This window comes from Leifsonia shinshuensis (genome assembly GCF_022606355.1).
GTDB lineage: Bacteria > Actinomycetota > Actinomycetes > Actinomycetales > Microbacteriaceae > Leifsonia > Leifsonia shinshuensis_B.
In genome coordinates, this window is record NZ_JAHHZQ010000003.1 from 255,736 (window position 1) to 271,390 (window position 15,655).

Annotated in this window: 11 protein-coding genes; 4 read left to right on the forward strand and 7 right to left on the reverse strand. The window is 70.6% G+C overall.

Annotated elements, in window-relative coordinates; all coding sequences use genetic code 11:
• Positions 1 to 13: 13 nt before the first annotated feature.
• The 4 genes from KNO15_RS12730 to alr all read right to left on the reverse strand — a co-directional run bounded on the left by KNO15_RS12730 (position 14) and on the right by alr (position 5,503).
• Positions 14 to 1,612, reverse strand: coding sequence for a GMC oxidoreductase (locus tag KNO15_RS12730; RefSeq protein WP_241704103.1), 1,599 nt, complete (start codon positions 1,610 to 1,612; stop codon positions 14 to 16).
• Positions 1,613 to 1,649: 37 nt separating this feature from the next.
• Entirely contained in the window at positions 1,650 to 3,146 is a 1,497-nt protein-coding gene (locus KNO15_RS12735; RefSeq protein ID WP_241704104.1) for an MDR family MFS transporter, read from the reverse strand.
• A 190-nt stretch (positions 3,147 to 3,336) separates the two neighbouring features.
• Positions 3,337 to 4,329, reverse strand: coding sequence for a D-alanine--D-alanine ligase family protein (locus KNO15_RS12740; protein ID WP_241704105.1), 993 nt, complete (start codon positions 4,327 to 4,329; stop codon positions 3,337 to 3,339).
• Positions 4,322 to 5,503 (reverse strand): alanine racemase, encoded by a 1,182-nt coding sequence (gene alr, locus KNO15_RS12745; RefSeq protein ID WP_241704106.1) that lies wholly within the window; start codon positions 5,501 to 5,503, stop codon positions 4,322 to 4,324. Before alr ends, KNO15_RS12740 begins: the two co-directional genes overlap by 8 nt.
• Positions 5,504 to 5,686: 183 nt before the next feature.
• Here alr and KNO15_RS12750 point away from each other — a divergent pair, with 183 nt between their 5' ends.
• A complete protein-coding gene (locus KNO15_RS12750) occupies positions 5,687 to 8,314 on the forward strand; it encodes an MGH1-like glycoside hydrolase domain-containing protein (RefSeq protein ID WP_241704107.1) in 2,628 nt (875 codons plus the stop codon).
• 178 nt (positions 8,315 to 8,492) lie between these two features.
• Positions 8,493 to 8,933, forward strand: a complete 441-nt coding sequence (locus KNO15_RS12755) for a DUF805 domain-containing protein (protein WP_241704108.1) — start codon at positions 8,493 to 8,495, stop codon at positions 8,931 to 8,933.
• A 6-nt stretch (positions 8,934 to 8,939) separates the two neighbouring features.
• On the opposite strand, the gene KNO15_RS12760 is transcribed toward KNO15_RS12755, so the two are convergent.
• On the reverse strand, positions 8,940 to 9,578 hold the full coding sequence (locus KNO15_RS12760) for a TetR/AcrR family transcriptional regulator (RefSeq protein WP_241704109.1): 639 nt from the start codon (positions 9,576 to 9,578) through the stop codon (positions 8,940 to 8,942).
• A 149-nt stretch (positions 9,579 to 9,727) separates the two neighbouring features.
• Between KNO15_RS12760 and KNO15_RS12765 the strand changes: the two genes are divergently transcribed.
• Positions 9,728 to 11,263 carry an MFS transporter gene (locus KNO15_RS12765; RefSeq protein WP_241704110.1) on the forward strand — a complete coding sequence of 512 codons (1,536 nt, stop codon included), beginning with the start codon at positions 9,728 to 9,730 and terminating at the stop codon, positions 11,261 to 11,263.
• 209 nt (positions 11,264 to 11,472) lie between these two features.
• Complete coding sequence (locus tag KNO15_RS12770) at positions 11,473 to 12,858, forward strand: ParA family protein (RefSeq protein ID WP_241704111.1); 1,386 nt, start codon at positions 11,473 to 11,475, stop codon at positions 12,856 to 12,858.
• A 432-nt stretch (positions 12,859 to 13,290) separates the two neighbouring features.
• On the opposite strand, the gene KNO15_RS12775 is transcribed toward KNO15_RS12770, so the two are convergent.
• Positions 13,291 to 14,478 (reverse strand): metallophosphoesterase family protein, encoded by a 1,188-nt coding sequence (locus KNO15_RS12775; protein WP_241704112.1) that lies wholly within the window; start codon positions 14,476 to 14,478, stop codon positions 13,291 to 13,293.
• Positions 14,479 to 14,598: 120 nt separating this feature from the next.
• Entirely contained in the window at positions 14,599 to 15,621 is a 1,023-nt protein-coding gene (locus KNO15_RS12780; protein WP_241704113.1) for a LacI family DNA-binding transcriptional regulator, read from the reverse strand.
• Positions 15,622 to 15,655 lie beyond the last annotated feature (34 nt).

Here is a 15,655-nt window from a genome sequence, read left to right on the forward strand (position 1 = left end):
GTCGTCCTTGCCTTCAGTTGGTTCGTCCGGCGGCCTCGGGCACCGCGATCAACCTCCGCGCCGCCTCACGCGCGCCGCGCACGGCGATCGCGACGCTCATCAACGTGGGGTTCATCGTGGTCGCCGTCGGGATGAGCGCGTTGCCGCCGACGACGAGGTTGTCGTAGCCCCACACGCGTGAGTACGGGTCGGCCACCGAGGTGCCGTCGTCCTCCGCGCCGAGCCGCATGGTGCCCTGGTAGTGGAGGCTCGAGCCGTTCGGCAGCAGTCGCGGCTCGGCGACGAAGGTGCCGAGCGCGCTCCCGGCTCGGCGCAGGCGCTCCGTGGCCTCCGCGATCTCGGCCTGCTCGGCGTCGGTGAGCCCGTAGGCGATGGTGAAGTTCGGGAAGCCGCGGTAGTCGAGCTCGTCGTCGTCGAAGGTGACGGCGTCGTCGAAGCGCGGTCGCTTGCGCATCCCGTAGCCCATGTTGACGTAACCCCAGCGGTTGCCGGCCGCCGGGTGCCCCGGGTCGAGCTGGAAGGGCGGGTTCTCCGCGTACATCACCTGCAGCGAGAACGGGTGGTCCGGCTCCGAGAACGGGATGCGGTTCACGGCCGCGACCGGGTCGACCGGGTTCGTCGCACGGCGGGCGAGCTCGTGGTCGAGCTGCTCCTCCGTCGCGAACCGGCCCATGCTCGCGGCGTCGAGGGCGACCGTCGAGATGACCACCGGGTGCTCGGTGAGGTAGTGGCCGAGCGCCCGCGGCCGGATGCCCGACGCCCACAGCAGCTGCGGCGAGCGGAAGGCGTCGGCGGCCACGACGACGAGGTCGGCCTCCACCGGGTAGACCTCGTGACTGCGGAGGTCCTCGACGGTGACACCGGTGACGCGCCCGTCCGTGTGGTCGACACGGCGCACCAGAGACAGGTCGCGCAGTTCGAAGCGCTCGGCGAGCGGGTTCTCGGGGTCGAGCAGCGGTCCGAGCACGACATCGGCGCCCGCCCAGCGCATCGTGCCGTCGGGCTGCGGGTCGCCGGACACCGGCAGGGTGCTCGGCCCGAACCCTTCGGGCAGCTCGCCGCCGAACTCCTCGGCCAGCAGCGACCGGATGGCCGACCCGATCTCGGAGTCGGCGAACGCGGCCGTCTGCACGTGCAGCAGCCGCGAGGCCTCGGCGATGAGTTCCTCCCACTCGGCGTCGGCGATGAACGGGATGCGCTCGCTGAACGACGGGCTGGGCGTCGCGCACGTCCAGTGCGCGCCCATGCCGCCCACGTTGGTGGAGGCCGCGGCGGCCGGGAACGTCGGCGCATGCGCGGAGCCCACGCCGCCGAAGTCGAGCAGGTGAGTTCCGCCGCGCGCGGTGAACATGCCCTCCACGACCACCGCCGACGGGATGCCGAGCGACTCGCGGAACGAGCCGGCTTGCGGACCCTGCGACCGCTCGCGCGCCCGCTCCTTCTCCTCCGGGTCGGGGATGTTGCGGACGTTCTCGCCGGCGATGGCGGTCAGCTGGGGGCCGGCCTCCAGCATCACAGCCCGCGCGTCGGGCACGGCCTCCAGCAGCAGTCGTGCGTACGCTGAGCCGATCGGGCCGCTGCCGACGATGGCGATGGTAGGGGTGGTGTTCATGGTGCTCTCCTGCGGTGTCAGCTTCGGATGGTTGCGCTCAGGCGGCGGGGATGGACTCGGTCGCGGCCGCGCGGAGCGGGCCGGTATCGTCGGACAGGCGGCTGTTCGGCAGCAGGATCGACGCGACCACCCCGACGACGTAGGCCGCGGCGAGCGCCACGAAGACGGGGACGAAGACACCCTGATAGACCTGCGCGATCTGCTGCTGCGCGGCGGCGCTCTGGGTGCGCACGACGGCCGGGGTCAGCGTCGCCGGGTCGAGCCCTGCAGGCAGCAGCGCGACCACGGTCGCGCCGATGATGCCGCCGACGAGGGCGGTGGCGACCGTCGCCCCCACCTGGCGGACGAGGTTGACGGTCGCGGTGATCGCACCGGTCTCGGTGCGCGGCACCGCGCTCTGCACGACCGCGACGATCAGGCTCATGAAGGCGCCCGTGCCGAGCCCGACGACCGCCATCGCGATCGTCGGAGCCCAGAGCGGCGCGCCGAGGGGCAGCAGCGCCATGGCGCCGAGTCCCGCGGCGCCGAGCGCGGTGCCGACGAGCGGATAGACGCGGTAGTGACCGGTGCGGCTCACCAGCCAGCCGGTGGCGAGATTGCTGACCAGCATCCCGAAGACCGTCGCGATCGGGACGAGGCCGGAGACCGTGGCGCTGGTGCGGTAGGCCATCTGGAAGTAGGTGGGCAGGTACGAGGTGATCGAGAACAGCCCGATGCCGACGATCGCGGAGATCACGGTTCCGGTGGCCACCGTGCGGTCGCGGAAGTGGCCGAGCGGCACCAGCGGCTCCTCCGCCCGCACCTCGACGGCGAAGAAGACGACGAACGCGACGGCGGCGACCGCGAACGCGACGGCCGTGGCGACGGTCTGAGAGCGGTCGCCGATCGAGGTCACGGCGAGCACCAGCGCGACCAGTCCGATGGTGAGGGCGACGGCTCCGGCGAGGTCGAACCGACCGGACCTCCCCGGTTCGATGTGCGGCACCGCGACGATCGCGAGCGCCAGCGCGACGATGCCGACGGGCGCGTTGATCCAGAACACCCACGGCCAGCCCCAGTTGTCGGTGATCACGCCGCCGAGCACCGGCCCGATGAGGATGGCGACAGGGAAGGCTGCGCCGATGATCGCCATGAACTTCGGCCGCTGCCGCGGGGTCGTCGTCTCGGCGATGATCGTCTGCGACATCAGCTGGAGGCCGGCCGAGCTCATCCCCTGCACGACGCGCGCGACGATCAGCCAGACGATGCCGTTGGCGAAGCCGCAGGCGATCGACGTGACGATGAACACCACGACGGACGCCAGGAACACCGAACGCGGGCCGACCCGGTCGCCGAGCTTGCCGAGCACCGGTAGCAGGACCGTGCTGGCGAGTGTGTAGCCCACGACGATCCAGCTCATGTGCTCGAGCGCACCGAGCTGGCCGGCGACCGTGGCGATCGCGGTGCTGACCACGGTGTTGTCGAGGGCGCCGAGGAAGGACACGACGAGGAGGGAGGTGACGAGGAGGCGGAACCTCAGTGGCGAGAGCGGCATACGCGAGACCCGAACGATCGGGTGATCGACGCGACGGTATGTGCCCTCGCCGCAACATCACGGTGAGGAACGGGCCCTTCGGCCCCGACGTCATGGTGATTCTAAGACAATCTTACGTCTATTTTCAACCTAAGTGCTTTGATTGATTCGTCACGAATGTCGAGATTCGTGCCACGAATGTCGCGATTCGTCACGAATGTCGGGCAGCACCGGCGGACAAGACGGCGGTGGGCAGGGCCGCGGCGAGCAGCGCGGCGACGAGGCCGGGGTAGTCGAGCCCCTTCGCGGCGAACATCCGCGGCACCTGGGACTGCTCCGTGAACCCCGGCGTCGTGTTCACTTCGTTCAGCACGACGCCCTCGGCTGTCACGAAGAAGTCGAAGCGGGCGACGCCCGCGCAGCCGAGCGTGTCGTAGAGTGCGCGGGCCGCGCCCTCGATGGCGGCGTGCTCGGCGGCGGTCACGCGCGCGGGCAGCGTGAACGACGCCGACCCGTCGTACTTCTGCTCGCGGTCGAAGACCGCCCCGTCGGCCACCCCGATCTCGAGGGTCGAGCCGGCGCGCAGGGCGCCGTCGCGGTCCCGGAACAGGGCGATGTCCACCTCGCGGCCCGAGACGAACGCCTCGATCAGCGCCGTGCCTCCCGCCGCGCGCGCCGTTGCGACGGCGGCCGAGAGCTGCCCGGCCTCCCTGACCACCGAGACCCCGTTGCTCGATCCCCCGGGCGTCGGCTTCACGACGAACGGTGGTTCGAGGCGGAGGTGCGCGCTGTCGAACCGGTCGTCGACGAGCACGCCGGGAGCGGTGGGGATGCCGAGCTCCTCCGCCACGAGCTTCGTGAGCCACTTGTCCATGCCGAGCGCTCCGGCGCGCACCGGGGAGCCGACGAACGGCACGCCCGTGAGGCGCAGCAGCCCGGCGATCGCGCCGTCCTCGCCGTCCACGCCGTGCAGCACGGGGAAGGCCACGTCGCACGATGAGAGGACCGTGATCGCGTGCGCCGCGGCCACCGGGCCGTCGGCGAGCTGCCAGCCACCCCGCCGGTCGATCGTCAGCGGGACGGCGGTCAGGCCGAGGGCGCGGACCGCACGCACGACGGCGGCCGCCGAGGCGAGCGACACGTCGTGCTCGTCGTTGGCACCGCCGCCGATCACGGCGACGCGGCGGATCGTCGACTCAGGCACCGGCCGCCTCCCCGATGCACGCGGCGGGGGTGCCGTCCGCGGCGGCGGTGCCGGCCGCGGCGGCGGTCACCGTCGACCGGTGGATGCGCGCGACGCGGCTGCCGATCCGGGTGACGATCTCGTGCTCGATCGTCCCCGACCAGCCGGCCCATTCGGCGACGGTCGGCTCGCCGTGGTCGCCCGGGCCGAACACCGTGACCGTCTCCCCCGCCGTGAGCAGGTCGTCGCCGGTGTCGACGACCAGCATGTCCATCGAGAACCGTCCGACGACGGGCCGGCGGCGGCCGCGCACCTGCACCTCGGCGCGCTCCGACGCCGCGCGCGGGAGGCCGTCGCCGTAGCCCACAGGCAGCAGCGCGAGATTCGTGCGCCGGTCGGCGACGTGCTCCAGTCCGTAGCCGATCCCGGTTCCCGCTGCGACCTCCCGGGAGCCCACGACGGTCGTCGTCAGCGAGAGTGCCGGGCGCAACCGGTCGGACGTGCCGGAGGGATCGATCCCGAACAGGCCGGCGCCGATGCGGTGCAGCCCGAACCCGGAGCCGACGCCGGTCACGGTCGCCGCTGTCGCGGCCAGGTGGGCGACCGAGGGCGCCAGGCCGCGGCGCTGCGCCGTCCGCAGTGCGTTCGCGAAGACCAACCGCTCTCGGGCGTTCTGCGGGTGATCAGGCCGGTCGGCGCACGACATGTGGCCCATGACCCCGACGACACGGACGCTCCCGAGCACCTCCAGCTCGCGCGCGACGCCGCAGAGAGCGGACCAATCGGAGGCGGGAGCGCCATCGCGCGCCATGCCGACGTCGATGTGCAGATGCACGCGGGCGCGCCGTCCCAGCGCCGCCGCTGCCCGGCCGACGGCGTGCAGCAGCCGGACGCTCTGCACGGCCAGGTCGATGTCCGCGACGACCGCGGCCGCGAGATCGGCGTCGACCGGATTGAGCCAGCTCAGGATCGGCACCCGCACCCCGGCCGCCCGCACGACGAGTGCTTCCTCGATGGAGGTGACGCCGATGGATGTCGCTCCCGCCGCGAGAACCGAGTGCGCGATCGAGCCGTGACCGAACGCGTCGGCTTTGAGCACCGCCATCAGGCGGCCTCCCGTGGCGGCGGCGAAGTAGGCGGCGTTCGAGCGGATGGCTTCGTCGTCGACGACGAGCTCAGAGGTCCACGACATCATCGGCCCCCGGGGCTCGTGGATCGACGCACGCTGGTGTCCTGCATTCCCTCAGAATGTGGGATTCTGTCGTACGATCCATCCCTCCAGGGATGCGAACCGGTCATCCGGAGGGATGACGCCTCCTCTCTGCCAATCCGCTCAGCCTTCGCGTCCACGGCGGCGACCCGGCACCAGAATGAACCCATGCCGCAGGTCGCAGACGGAGCCGAACACGAACGGATCGCGCGTACAGAGGATGGCTCGGCCGGCTGGCGCGACTGGGGCCCGTACGTCGCGGAGCGCGCCTGGGGCACCGTCCGCGAGGACTACAGCGCCGACGGCGACGCGTGGGAGTTCTTCCCGCACGACCACGCCAGGAGCCGCGCCTACCGGTGGAACGAGGACGGCATGGCCGCCTTCTCCGACCTGAAGCAGACCTGGTGCCTCGGCCTCTCGCTGTGGAACGGGCGCGACGCGATCCTCAAGGAGCGGATGTTCGGGCTCGCCGGGCCGCAGGGCAACCACGGGGAGGACGTCAAGGAGTACTGGTGGTACCTCGACGGCACGCCCACCCACGCCTGGAACACCTGGCGCTACCACTACCCGCAGGCGGAGTACCCCTACGCCGACCTGATCGCCACGAACGCGGCCCGCGGCCGGCTCGAGCCCGAGTACGAGCTCGTCGACACCGGCGTCTTCGACGACGGCCGTTACTGGGTGGTCGGCGTCGACTACGCCAAGGACAGCCCGCACGACCTCCTGATGCGCATCACGATCGAGAACGCCGGACCCGAGCCTGCGACGCTGCACGTGCTGCCGACCCTCTGGTTCCGCAACACCTGGTCGTGGGGGTACGAGGTCGAGAAGCCGTCGTTGCGGCTCGACGGCGAGCGCATCGTCGGGGCCGGGCCGTCGGGGGCGCTGGCCCTGCGCGGCGAGGGCGCGCCGGAGGCCCTGTTCTGCGACAACGAGACCAACACTGCGCGGCTGTTCGGCGCGACCGCCGGCGAGTCCCCCGCGTACCCGAAGGACGGGATCAACGACCACGTCGTCGACGGCGCGGCGACCGTGAACCCGGAGCACACCGGCACCAAGGCCGCCCTCCATTACACGGTCGAGCTCGGTCCGGGCGAGAGCCGCGTGATCCGCGTGCGACTGACCGGCACCGAGGCGACCCCAGCGGCCCTGGGCGAACAGGAGCTCGGGCCCGGTTTCGACGCCGTCGTCGAGCAGCGGGCGACGGAGGCCGACGCCTTCTACTCCGGACTCCCGAATGCGCCGACCGACCCGGACGAAGCCCGCGTGCTGCGCCAGGCGTTCGCCGGGTTGCTCTGGTCGAAGCAGTACTTCCACTTCAACGTGGACAAGTGGCTCGACGGCGACCCCGGGGGCCCGCCCCCGCCTCCCGGGCGCGGCGGCGTGCGCAACGGACAGTGGCGGCACTTCGACGCCGACGACGTGATCCTGATGCCCGACCCGTGGGAGTATCCGTGGTTCGCCGCGTGGGATCTCGCCTTCCACTGCGTGACGTTGGCGCACATCGACCCCGCGTTCGCCAAGGCGCAGCTGATCCTGCTGCTGCGCGAGTGGTACATGCATCCCAACGGGCAGCTGCCGGCCTACGAGTGGAACTTCTCCGATGTCAACCCGCCCACGCACGCCTGGGCGGCGATCCAGGTGTTCCTCATCGACGGCGGGACCGACTTCGGCTTCCTCGCCCGCATCCTCCACAAGCTGCTGATCAACTACACGTGGTGGACGAACAGCAAGGACAAGGACGAGGACGACCTCTTCGAGGGCGGCTTCATGGGCCTCGACAACATCGCACCCCTCAACCGGTCGACGCTGCCGCCGGAGGTCGGGACGCTGGAGCAGGCCGACTCGACCGGCTGGATGGCGAGCTACGCGCTCGACCTCCTCGAGATCGCCCTGCGGCTCGCGCGCCGCGACGATGTCTACGAGGACGTCGCGGTGAAGTTCGGCGAGCAGTTCCTGCGCATCGCGGGCTCCGCCAACAGCTCGGGGATGTGGGACGACGCCGACGCCTACTTCTACGACGTGCTGCACCTGACCGACGGCCGGGAGGTGCCGCTCAAGGTGCGCTCGCTGGTCGGCCTGGTGCCCGTCGTGGCCTCCCTCGCCTATGACGAGCCGGGCGTGCGGACCATCCCGGAATTCCGGCAGGTGCTCAACCAGTACCTGGTGAAGCATCCGGAGCTGGGCGCGTCGTTCCATCGCAGACGGATCGGCGACGAGCAGGTCTACCTGCTGGCGATGGTGTCGCCGGAGCGGTTGACGCGGATCCTGAAGCAGGTCTTCGACACGGAGGGCCTGCTGAGCGACCACGGCATCCGCGGCGTCTCCGCCTACCACCGCGAGCACCCGTTCACGGTGGAGGTCGACGGTGTCGAGGCGTCGGTCGACTACGAGCCGGCCGAGTCGACCTCCCCGCTGTTCGGTGGCAACTCGAACTGGCGCGGGCCGGTCTGGTTCCCGCTCAACGCCCTCCTGATCGCCGCCCTGCAGCACTACGAGTCGCACGGCGAGACCGGCGTGCGCATCGAGGACCCGCTCGGATCGGGCAACGCGCTGACCCCGGGCGAGGCCGCCGACGACCTCTCCCGCCGGCTGATCTCGCTGTTCCTCCCCGGCCCCGACGGACGGCGACCGGCCGACGCCCGCTACCCGCTGCTCTCGGCCGACCCGCGCTGGAAGGACAACATCTTCTTCTACGAGTACTTCGACGGCGACACCGGCCAGGGGCTCGGCGCCTCCCACCAGACCGGCTGGACCGCGATGGTCGCCCACCTGATCCTCACGCGCCGCCGGTGAGAGGCCGCGGATTCGTCACGTATGTCGCGAAACGGCACCTCGTTCGTGCCATTCGCCACGAATCTCCGGCTTCCGCGGCACGACACGCCGCGTCACAATGCACCTGGGCGCCGGCACAGCTGGAGTTGACTGTGGCCGTTCCCGCTCGACGCACCGCACCGCTCGAAAGGACCACGCCATGACCGCTCCGCAGCCCCCCGCCTCCGCACCGCTGGGCCAGCCCCTCTACGGCGCCACATTCGGTGACGCCATCCGCCGGTTCTTCAAGAAGTACGCCGACTTCACCGGTCGGGCCAGCCGCAGCGAGTTCTGGTGGTGGTTCCTGTTCGCCATCATCATCGGGGCCGTCTACGGCATCCTGCTCCAGACGCTCGGCACGATCGGCAACGGAGGCCGGGGCCTCGGCCCGTTCGGCTGGCTGCTGATCGTGGTCTACATCGTCTGGGACCTCGTGATCCTGGTGCCCAGCCTGGCGCTCAGCTGGCGCCGGTTGCACGACGCCAACCTGGCCGGTCCGCTCTGGTTCCTCGGCTTCATCCCGCTCGTCGGCTGGATCATCGTGCTGGTCTTCTACCTGATGCCGTCCAAGCCGGAGGGCGCGCGGTTCGACCGGCGCTGAACCGCCTCAGGCGCCGGCCGACGAGGTCGCGGGCCGGATCCCCACGGCCGGCAGCAACACCCCGTCGATGAGCGACAGCAGGTAGGTGCGGTCGACCGGCTGCTGCAGGATGAGCACCCGGTAGGCGGTCATCGACGGCACGAGCATCGCGAGAGTCTCCACATCGGTGTCGGCCGGGATCTCGCCGCGCTCGATCGCCCGGCGCATGAAGAGCCGGTTGAGGGAGGCGCGCGGCTCGACGATCGCCGCCGTCACCGCATCGACCAGGTCGGGGTCGCGGGCGAGCATGGAGGTCAGGCCGGCCATGATCTGCAGCTTGCGCTCGCCGTCCTCGATCGCGTGCGGCCTGATCATCGCGACCAGGTCGCCGCGCAGCGTGCCGGTGTCGGGCAGGTGCTCGAGGTCGATGTCGTTCTTCTTCATGCACGCGATGGCGTCGACGACGAGTTCGCCCTTGGAGGCCCAGCGCCGGTAGACGGTCGCTTTGCCCGCCTTGGCGCGTGCGGCGACCATGTCCATGGTCATCCGGTCGTAGCCGGTCTCGGCGAGGACTGCGAGGGCGGCGTCGAGGATGTCGGCGTCACGCGTGTGGTCGCGCTTGCGGCCGAGCTTCGGTGCGGATCCGCTGGTGTCGAGCTGCGTCATTGCGGCTGTCCCCCTTGTTCGTCTGTGTCGGCTTATTCGCCTGTGTCGGTCAGGTCGCCCGGGTCTGGTGATGTCGCTTCGATCATTCTAAGGTTAATTTTAGAACTCAGTAGATCCGAAACTGCCGAGTTTCGTATATGCTGACCCGCATGACCCAGACTTCTCCCGTTTCCTCGGCCGCATCGGCGACCGCCGGCGGCTCCGTTCCGCACTCGCGGCGCTGGTGGACGCTCGTCACCGTCGCGCTGGCTCAGCTCATGGTCGTGCTCGACTCGACCGTCGTGAACATCGCCCTCCCCTCGGCCCAGCAGGACCTCGGCTTCTCCAACGCCGACCGCCAGTGGATCGTCACCGCCTACTCGCTGGCCTTCGGCAGCCTCCTGCTGCTCGGCGGCCGCATCTCCGACCTCATCGGCCGCAAACGCGCCTTCATCATCGGCCTCATCGGCTTCGCCGGGGCGTCCGCACTGGGCGGCGCCGCGGGCACATTCGGGATGCTCGTGGGCGCCCGTGCCCTGCAGGGCGCGTTCGGCGCACTGCTCGCCCCGACCGCCCTGGCGGTGCTGACGACGACCTTCACCGTCCCGAAGGAGCGCGCCCGCGCCTTCGGCATCTTCGGAGCCATCGCCGGCGCGGGCGGCGCGGTCGGGCTGCTGCTCGGCGGCGTGCTGACCGAGCAGTTTGACTGGCGCTGGAACCTCTACATCAACGTCTTCATCGCCATCGCCGCGATCGCCCTCGCGATGGTCTTCGTCACAGCCGGACACCGCACCGAGCCGCGCCCGAAGCTCGACATCCCGGGCACCGTGCTCGTCTCCGGCGCGCTGTTCTCGCTGGTCTACGGCTTCTCCAACGCCGAGAGCGACGGCTGGGACTCGCCGATGACCTGGGGCTTCCTCGCCGCCTCCGGCGTGCTGCTGATCGCCTTCGTGCTCTGGCAGCGCCGGGCCTCCCACCCGCTGCTGCCGCTGCCGATCGTGCTCGACCGCAACCGCGGAGCCTCCTACAGCTCGATCCTCATCGCCGGCTCCGGCATGTTCGGCATCTTCCTCTTCGTCACGTACTACCTCGAGACGACGCTGAAGTTCACGCCCATCCAGACCGGCCTCGCCTTCCTGCCGATGATCGTCATGCTCGTGATCGCCGCGCAGTTCTCGACCAACCTCTTCGTGCCCAGGTTCGGCCCCAAGGTCATGGTGCCGATCGGCATGGTGATCGCCGGCTCCGGGATGCTGCTGCTGACCCGCCTCGGCGTCACCGCGAACTACGGCACGGAGATCCTGCCCGCCCTCATGGTCATGGGCGTCGGCATGGGCTCGATCATGCCGGCGGCGATCCAGACGGCGACCCTCGGGGTCGACCGCCACTTCGCCGGCGTCGCCTCCGCCCTCGTGAACACCAGCCAGCAGGTCGGCGGCTCGATCGGTACCGCCCTCCTCAACACGCTCGCGGCGACCGCGCTGACCGACTACGTTGCGGGCCACCTGCCACCGACTCCGCACGTGCTGCAGGAGGCCGCGGTGCACAGCTACTCGACCGCCTACTGGTTCAGCGCCGGGCTGTTCGCCTTCGGCGCCGTGCTCTCGGCCCTGCTGTACCGGCGCCGCAAGCCTGCGCTGGCTGCGACAGCGGCCTCCACCGCCGCCGGAGCGCCCGGCGAGCCGGAACCGGTCGCCGCACACTGAGCGAAGGGCACGTAACCGCCCCTAAAACTGGGTTTTGGGGGCGTTTGCGTGCCCTTCAGCGGTGAGAGGGCGGGCTCAGCCGGCGACGGGAGCGTCGACCCTGTGATCCTGGCAGATCGCTGGGCGGCACTGGACGTCAGCGGCAGACGGGGATACCGTCCACGGTCGGTCTGCGTGTCTTCTCGCCGCGCCGGCCCGGAAGGAGTCCCGTGGCCCTCAACCTGCCCCTGTCCCCCCACCTCAGCGCCCGCTTCAGCGCGGATGCCACGGGTGAGCTCACGATCGACGGCGCACCCGAGTGGTTCGCCGAGGAGAGCACGCAACGGCTGCGGGAGGTCGTGCTGCGCCGGGTCGGCGACATCGCCGCCTCGGCCGGGCATCCCGTCCAGCTCATGGTCTCCGATGACGAAGGCGACTGGCTGCTCGCCGTGCACCCCGACGGCACGATCGGTGACGAGGAGGAGCTGCCTCCCGAGGTGGGGGTCGCTCCGGCCGCCGCCGCGTCCTCGCCGTCGGCCGGCGGCTTCGCCGCGCTTCTCAGCCCGGAGGGGTCGCCCGCGGACGGATCGTCGACGGCCGAATCGTCGGCGGCTGAACCGTCGCAGGCTGCGGCCGGTTCTTCCCCGGTCGGATCGTCGCCGGTCGCGCCCGTCGCGCTGCTGCCGCGCACGGCACCCGAGCGCGAGTCGTTCCTCTATGTGGAGCGGCCGCGCCCTGACCGCGCGCGACGCGGAGTCCGCGGGGCGTTGGCGCGGGCCGGCATCCCGCTCGAGCCCTCGGCCGGCGAACTGCGCGAACGCGAGGAGCTCGACGCCGTCAGCCGGCACTGGGCCGGTCCGCGCACGATCGCGATCGTCAACGGCAAAGGCGGCGCCAACAAGACCCCGACCACCGCGCTGCTGTCCGCGGTCTTCGCGCGCAGCGGCGGATCCGGCGTGCTGGCGTGGGACAACAACGAGACGCGTGGAACGCTCGGCTGGCGCACGGAACAGGACGCCCACGACGCCACGGTGCAGTCCCTGCTCCCCGCGACGGCCTCCCTGCTCTCGGCGGAGGCGCGCACGGCCGACATCGGTCACTTCGTGCACCACCAGAACGCTGACAAGTACGACGTGCTGCGCTCGAACCCGACGATGCTCGCGACCGAGCAGCGCATCTCCTCGGCCGACTTCGACGTCCTGCACACGGTGGCCACCAAGTTCTACCGGCTCGTCTTCATCGACAGCGGCAACGACGAGTCGGCCGAGCGGTGGCTGCGGATGATCGACCACACCGACCAGCTCGTCATCGCGACCACGGCCCTCGGCGAGCACGCGGAGGCCGGCGCCCTGTTGCTGGAGGCGCTGCTGCAGCGCGACGCGAACTCGGCGCGGCTCGCCCGCGACGCGGTGGTCATCGTTTCGCAGTCCGAGCGCACCGGCCCGGCCTCCGACGTGCGCCGCGTCGCCGCCGGCTTCGAGCCCCTCGCGCGCCGGGCGGTGACCATCCCCTTCGACCCGGAGATGCACGGTGGCCGCCTCGCGTTCGACACGCTCGCGCCGCGCACGCGCCGCGCCTGGCTGCGCGCGGCGGCCGCCGTCGCCGACGGCCTCTGACCTCCGTCCGCGCAGAAGCGCGCGACATTCGTCACGAATCCGACGCCGCCGTTTCCGCAAATGTGGCGACCCACCCCTCCTAACGCCACATTTGGCGCAAATCGCGCAACCGCACATTCGTCACGAATCGCGAGATTCGTGGCACGAATGTCGACATTCGTCACGAATCGCACGACCACATTCGCCGCAAATGTGGCGACTCGGGGCGTGTAACGCCACATTTGGCGCAGATCGCGCAACCCCACATTCGTCACGAATCGCGAGATTCGTGGCACGAATGTCGACATTCGTCACGAATCGCACGACCACATTCGCCGCAAATGTGGCGACTCGGGGCGTATAACGCCACATTTGGCGCAAATCGGGTGAGGCCGGTGACGCGGGTGTCGCCTCCCGGGGTTCGGGAGGCGACAGCCGCGTCGCGCGGTCAGGTCAGCCCCGGCACTTCCCCGAACCGGTGTCGGAGTAGTTCAGCGCCGACGCCGGCTGCCCGGCGCCCGCGAGCGCCGGCGTGTACGAGTACGCGTACGAGTGCTCTCCCAGCGTGAGCTTCATCGTGCCATAGCCCTGGTCGTAGCCGGTGATCACGTTGCTGTTCGCGAAGCTGCCGTCCGCGTTCTTCGCGAGGGTGTCGAGTGCCTCGCCTCCGGTGCCGACGATGAACTCCGGGATGCCGCGCTTCGGGTCGTACTGTCCTGCCGGGTTCATCGGCTTCAGGTGCGCATAGGCGTGCTCGTGACCGTTCAGGACGAGGGTCGCGTGGTTGTCGTAGAGCAGCTTCCACCAGGCGTCGGCCACCTGGCCCTCCTGGCCGCCAGCGCCCGGCGCCGACGCAGCGACCGTCGAGGTGGAGGCGGTGGTGGCGCTGAACGTCGGCTGGTGCCAGTACGCGATCGTGCACTGCTGCTGGTTGTTCTTCAGGTCGGCGGCCAGCCACTGCGTCTCCTGCGCCAGCAGGCCGCCGTCCGTCGTCGAGCAGTCGTTGCCGAACGCGGCCGAGTTGCACTCGACGTTGAGGGAGACGATGTGCCAGTTGCCGAGGTCGTACGAGTACCAGCCCTGGTTCGCCGGGGTGTCGTCTCCGGCCTGTCCCGACGCGTTGGGCGTCCCGGACTGGTCGTGACCGTTGAAGTAGGCGAAGTAGCCGTTGCCGTTCTGGCCGGCCTCGTTGTCGCCCTTCTTCGTGTAGGAGTAGAACTCGTGGTTGCCGGGCGCCGGCTTCTCGAGGAACTTCAGGCCGCCCCAGGCCTGCTCGAACGAGCCCTCGAAGTCGCTCAGCTTGCCGACCTGGTACTGCTCGTCGCCGAGGAGCGCCACGGCGTCCGGCTTCATCGCGTCGGCCTGCTTCGCCGTCGCGAACTCGGCGTCGAAGCCGCCGAGGCTCGGGCTGCCGCACTTGAGAGCTGCGGGGTTCGCGGCGTTGTCGGAATCGTTCGGCTCGCAGGCGATGTCGCCGACGGCGGCCAGCGTGTAGGTCTTGTCGTCGTGGGCCTTGACGGCGTGGCCGTACGGCCAGCCGTTGTCGATGGCGGGGGCCGCGACCGCGGCAGCCGTCCCGAACAGCGAGACGGCGACGACGCCGGCGGCGACGACGGTGAACGTGCGGGTTCGAGAGCGCATCGTGCGATCCTCCTGAATGGTGAGTGTGAGTTTCCCCAGGCAGGAGCGAGCCTCGGTTCCGACGGCGACAGCCGGGTGAACCGGCGGGGGCGGGCCGGTGAACGCTCCCTGCGGACCCTCTCAGACGGCTCGGGTCGCGGTCGACCGACGCTCGATGATGCGACCGTGATCCGGCTCCGGCACCGAGATGTCGAGGCCGGGTTCGAGCTGACGCAGCACGGCGGCCGCCGCCTGCCGGCCGAGCGCTTCGGGCTGGAGGTCCACCGCGGTGATCGACGGTTCCGCGTTGCGGAGGCGGTCGGCATCCGATCCGCAGACGACACGGATCTCGTCTGGCACGCGGACGCCCCGCTCCAGGAGTCGGTCCACGAGACCGCGCGCATGGTCGCTCGTCTGGCAGTACACGCCGTCGGGGCGTTCGGGCAGGGCGAGCAAGTCGTCCGCGGCCCGGCTCCCCGCTTCGCCGCCGTCGAGCTCGCGAGCGTGGACGACGACCTCCGCGGCGCCGGACGCGCGCATCCGCTCCCGGTAGCGCTGTTCGGTCGCCAGGTTCCACTCGATCTGGTCGAACCCGGTGACCAGCGCCGGACGCGTCGCACCGGCCTCGGCGAGGAGATCGAGCACGCGGTCGGTGATCGCCGGTGTCGCGATGTCGACGGTCTGGGGATCGTCCGGATCGTTCACGTCCACCCCGACCAGCGTGTACGGGGTGCGGCTCGAGCGCAGCAGCGCGACCAGGGGGTCGTCGGCGACCGGGTCGGTGACCACGATTCCGTCGCACGCGTAGGCGGTCACCGGCGCTCCCGGTTCGGTCGGGTCGGCCACGAGCATGAGCGCGTAGCCGTGCTGAAGGCAGGTGAGGGCGGCTGCGCCGGCGAATCTCGGGAAGTAGTCGACGTCGCTCACGTGCTCCGGGTGCTCTCCCGCCGGCCGCAGCACCAGGCCGACCACCCCGAGCCTGCTCCGCCGCAGCCCGCTCGCCACGACGTCCGGGTGGTAGCCGAGCTCGGAGGCCGCCGCACGCACGCGCGCCTGGGTCGCGGCGTTGACCACGCCGTTGCCGGAGAACGTGTGCGACACCGTCGTCACCGAGACGCCCGCGCGTCGGGCCACGTCGCGGATGGTCGATCGCTGCCGGGCCATCACCGCATCCTAATCGTCGGATCCCGCTTGCCCA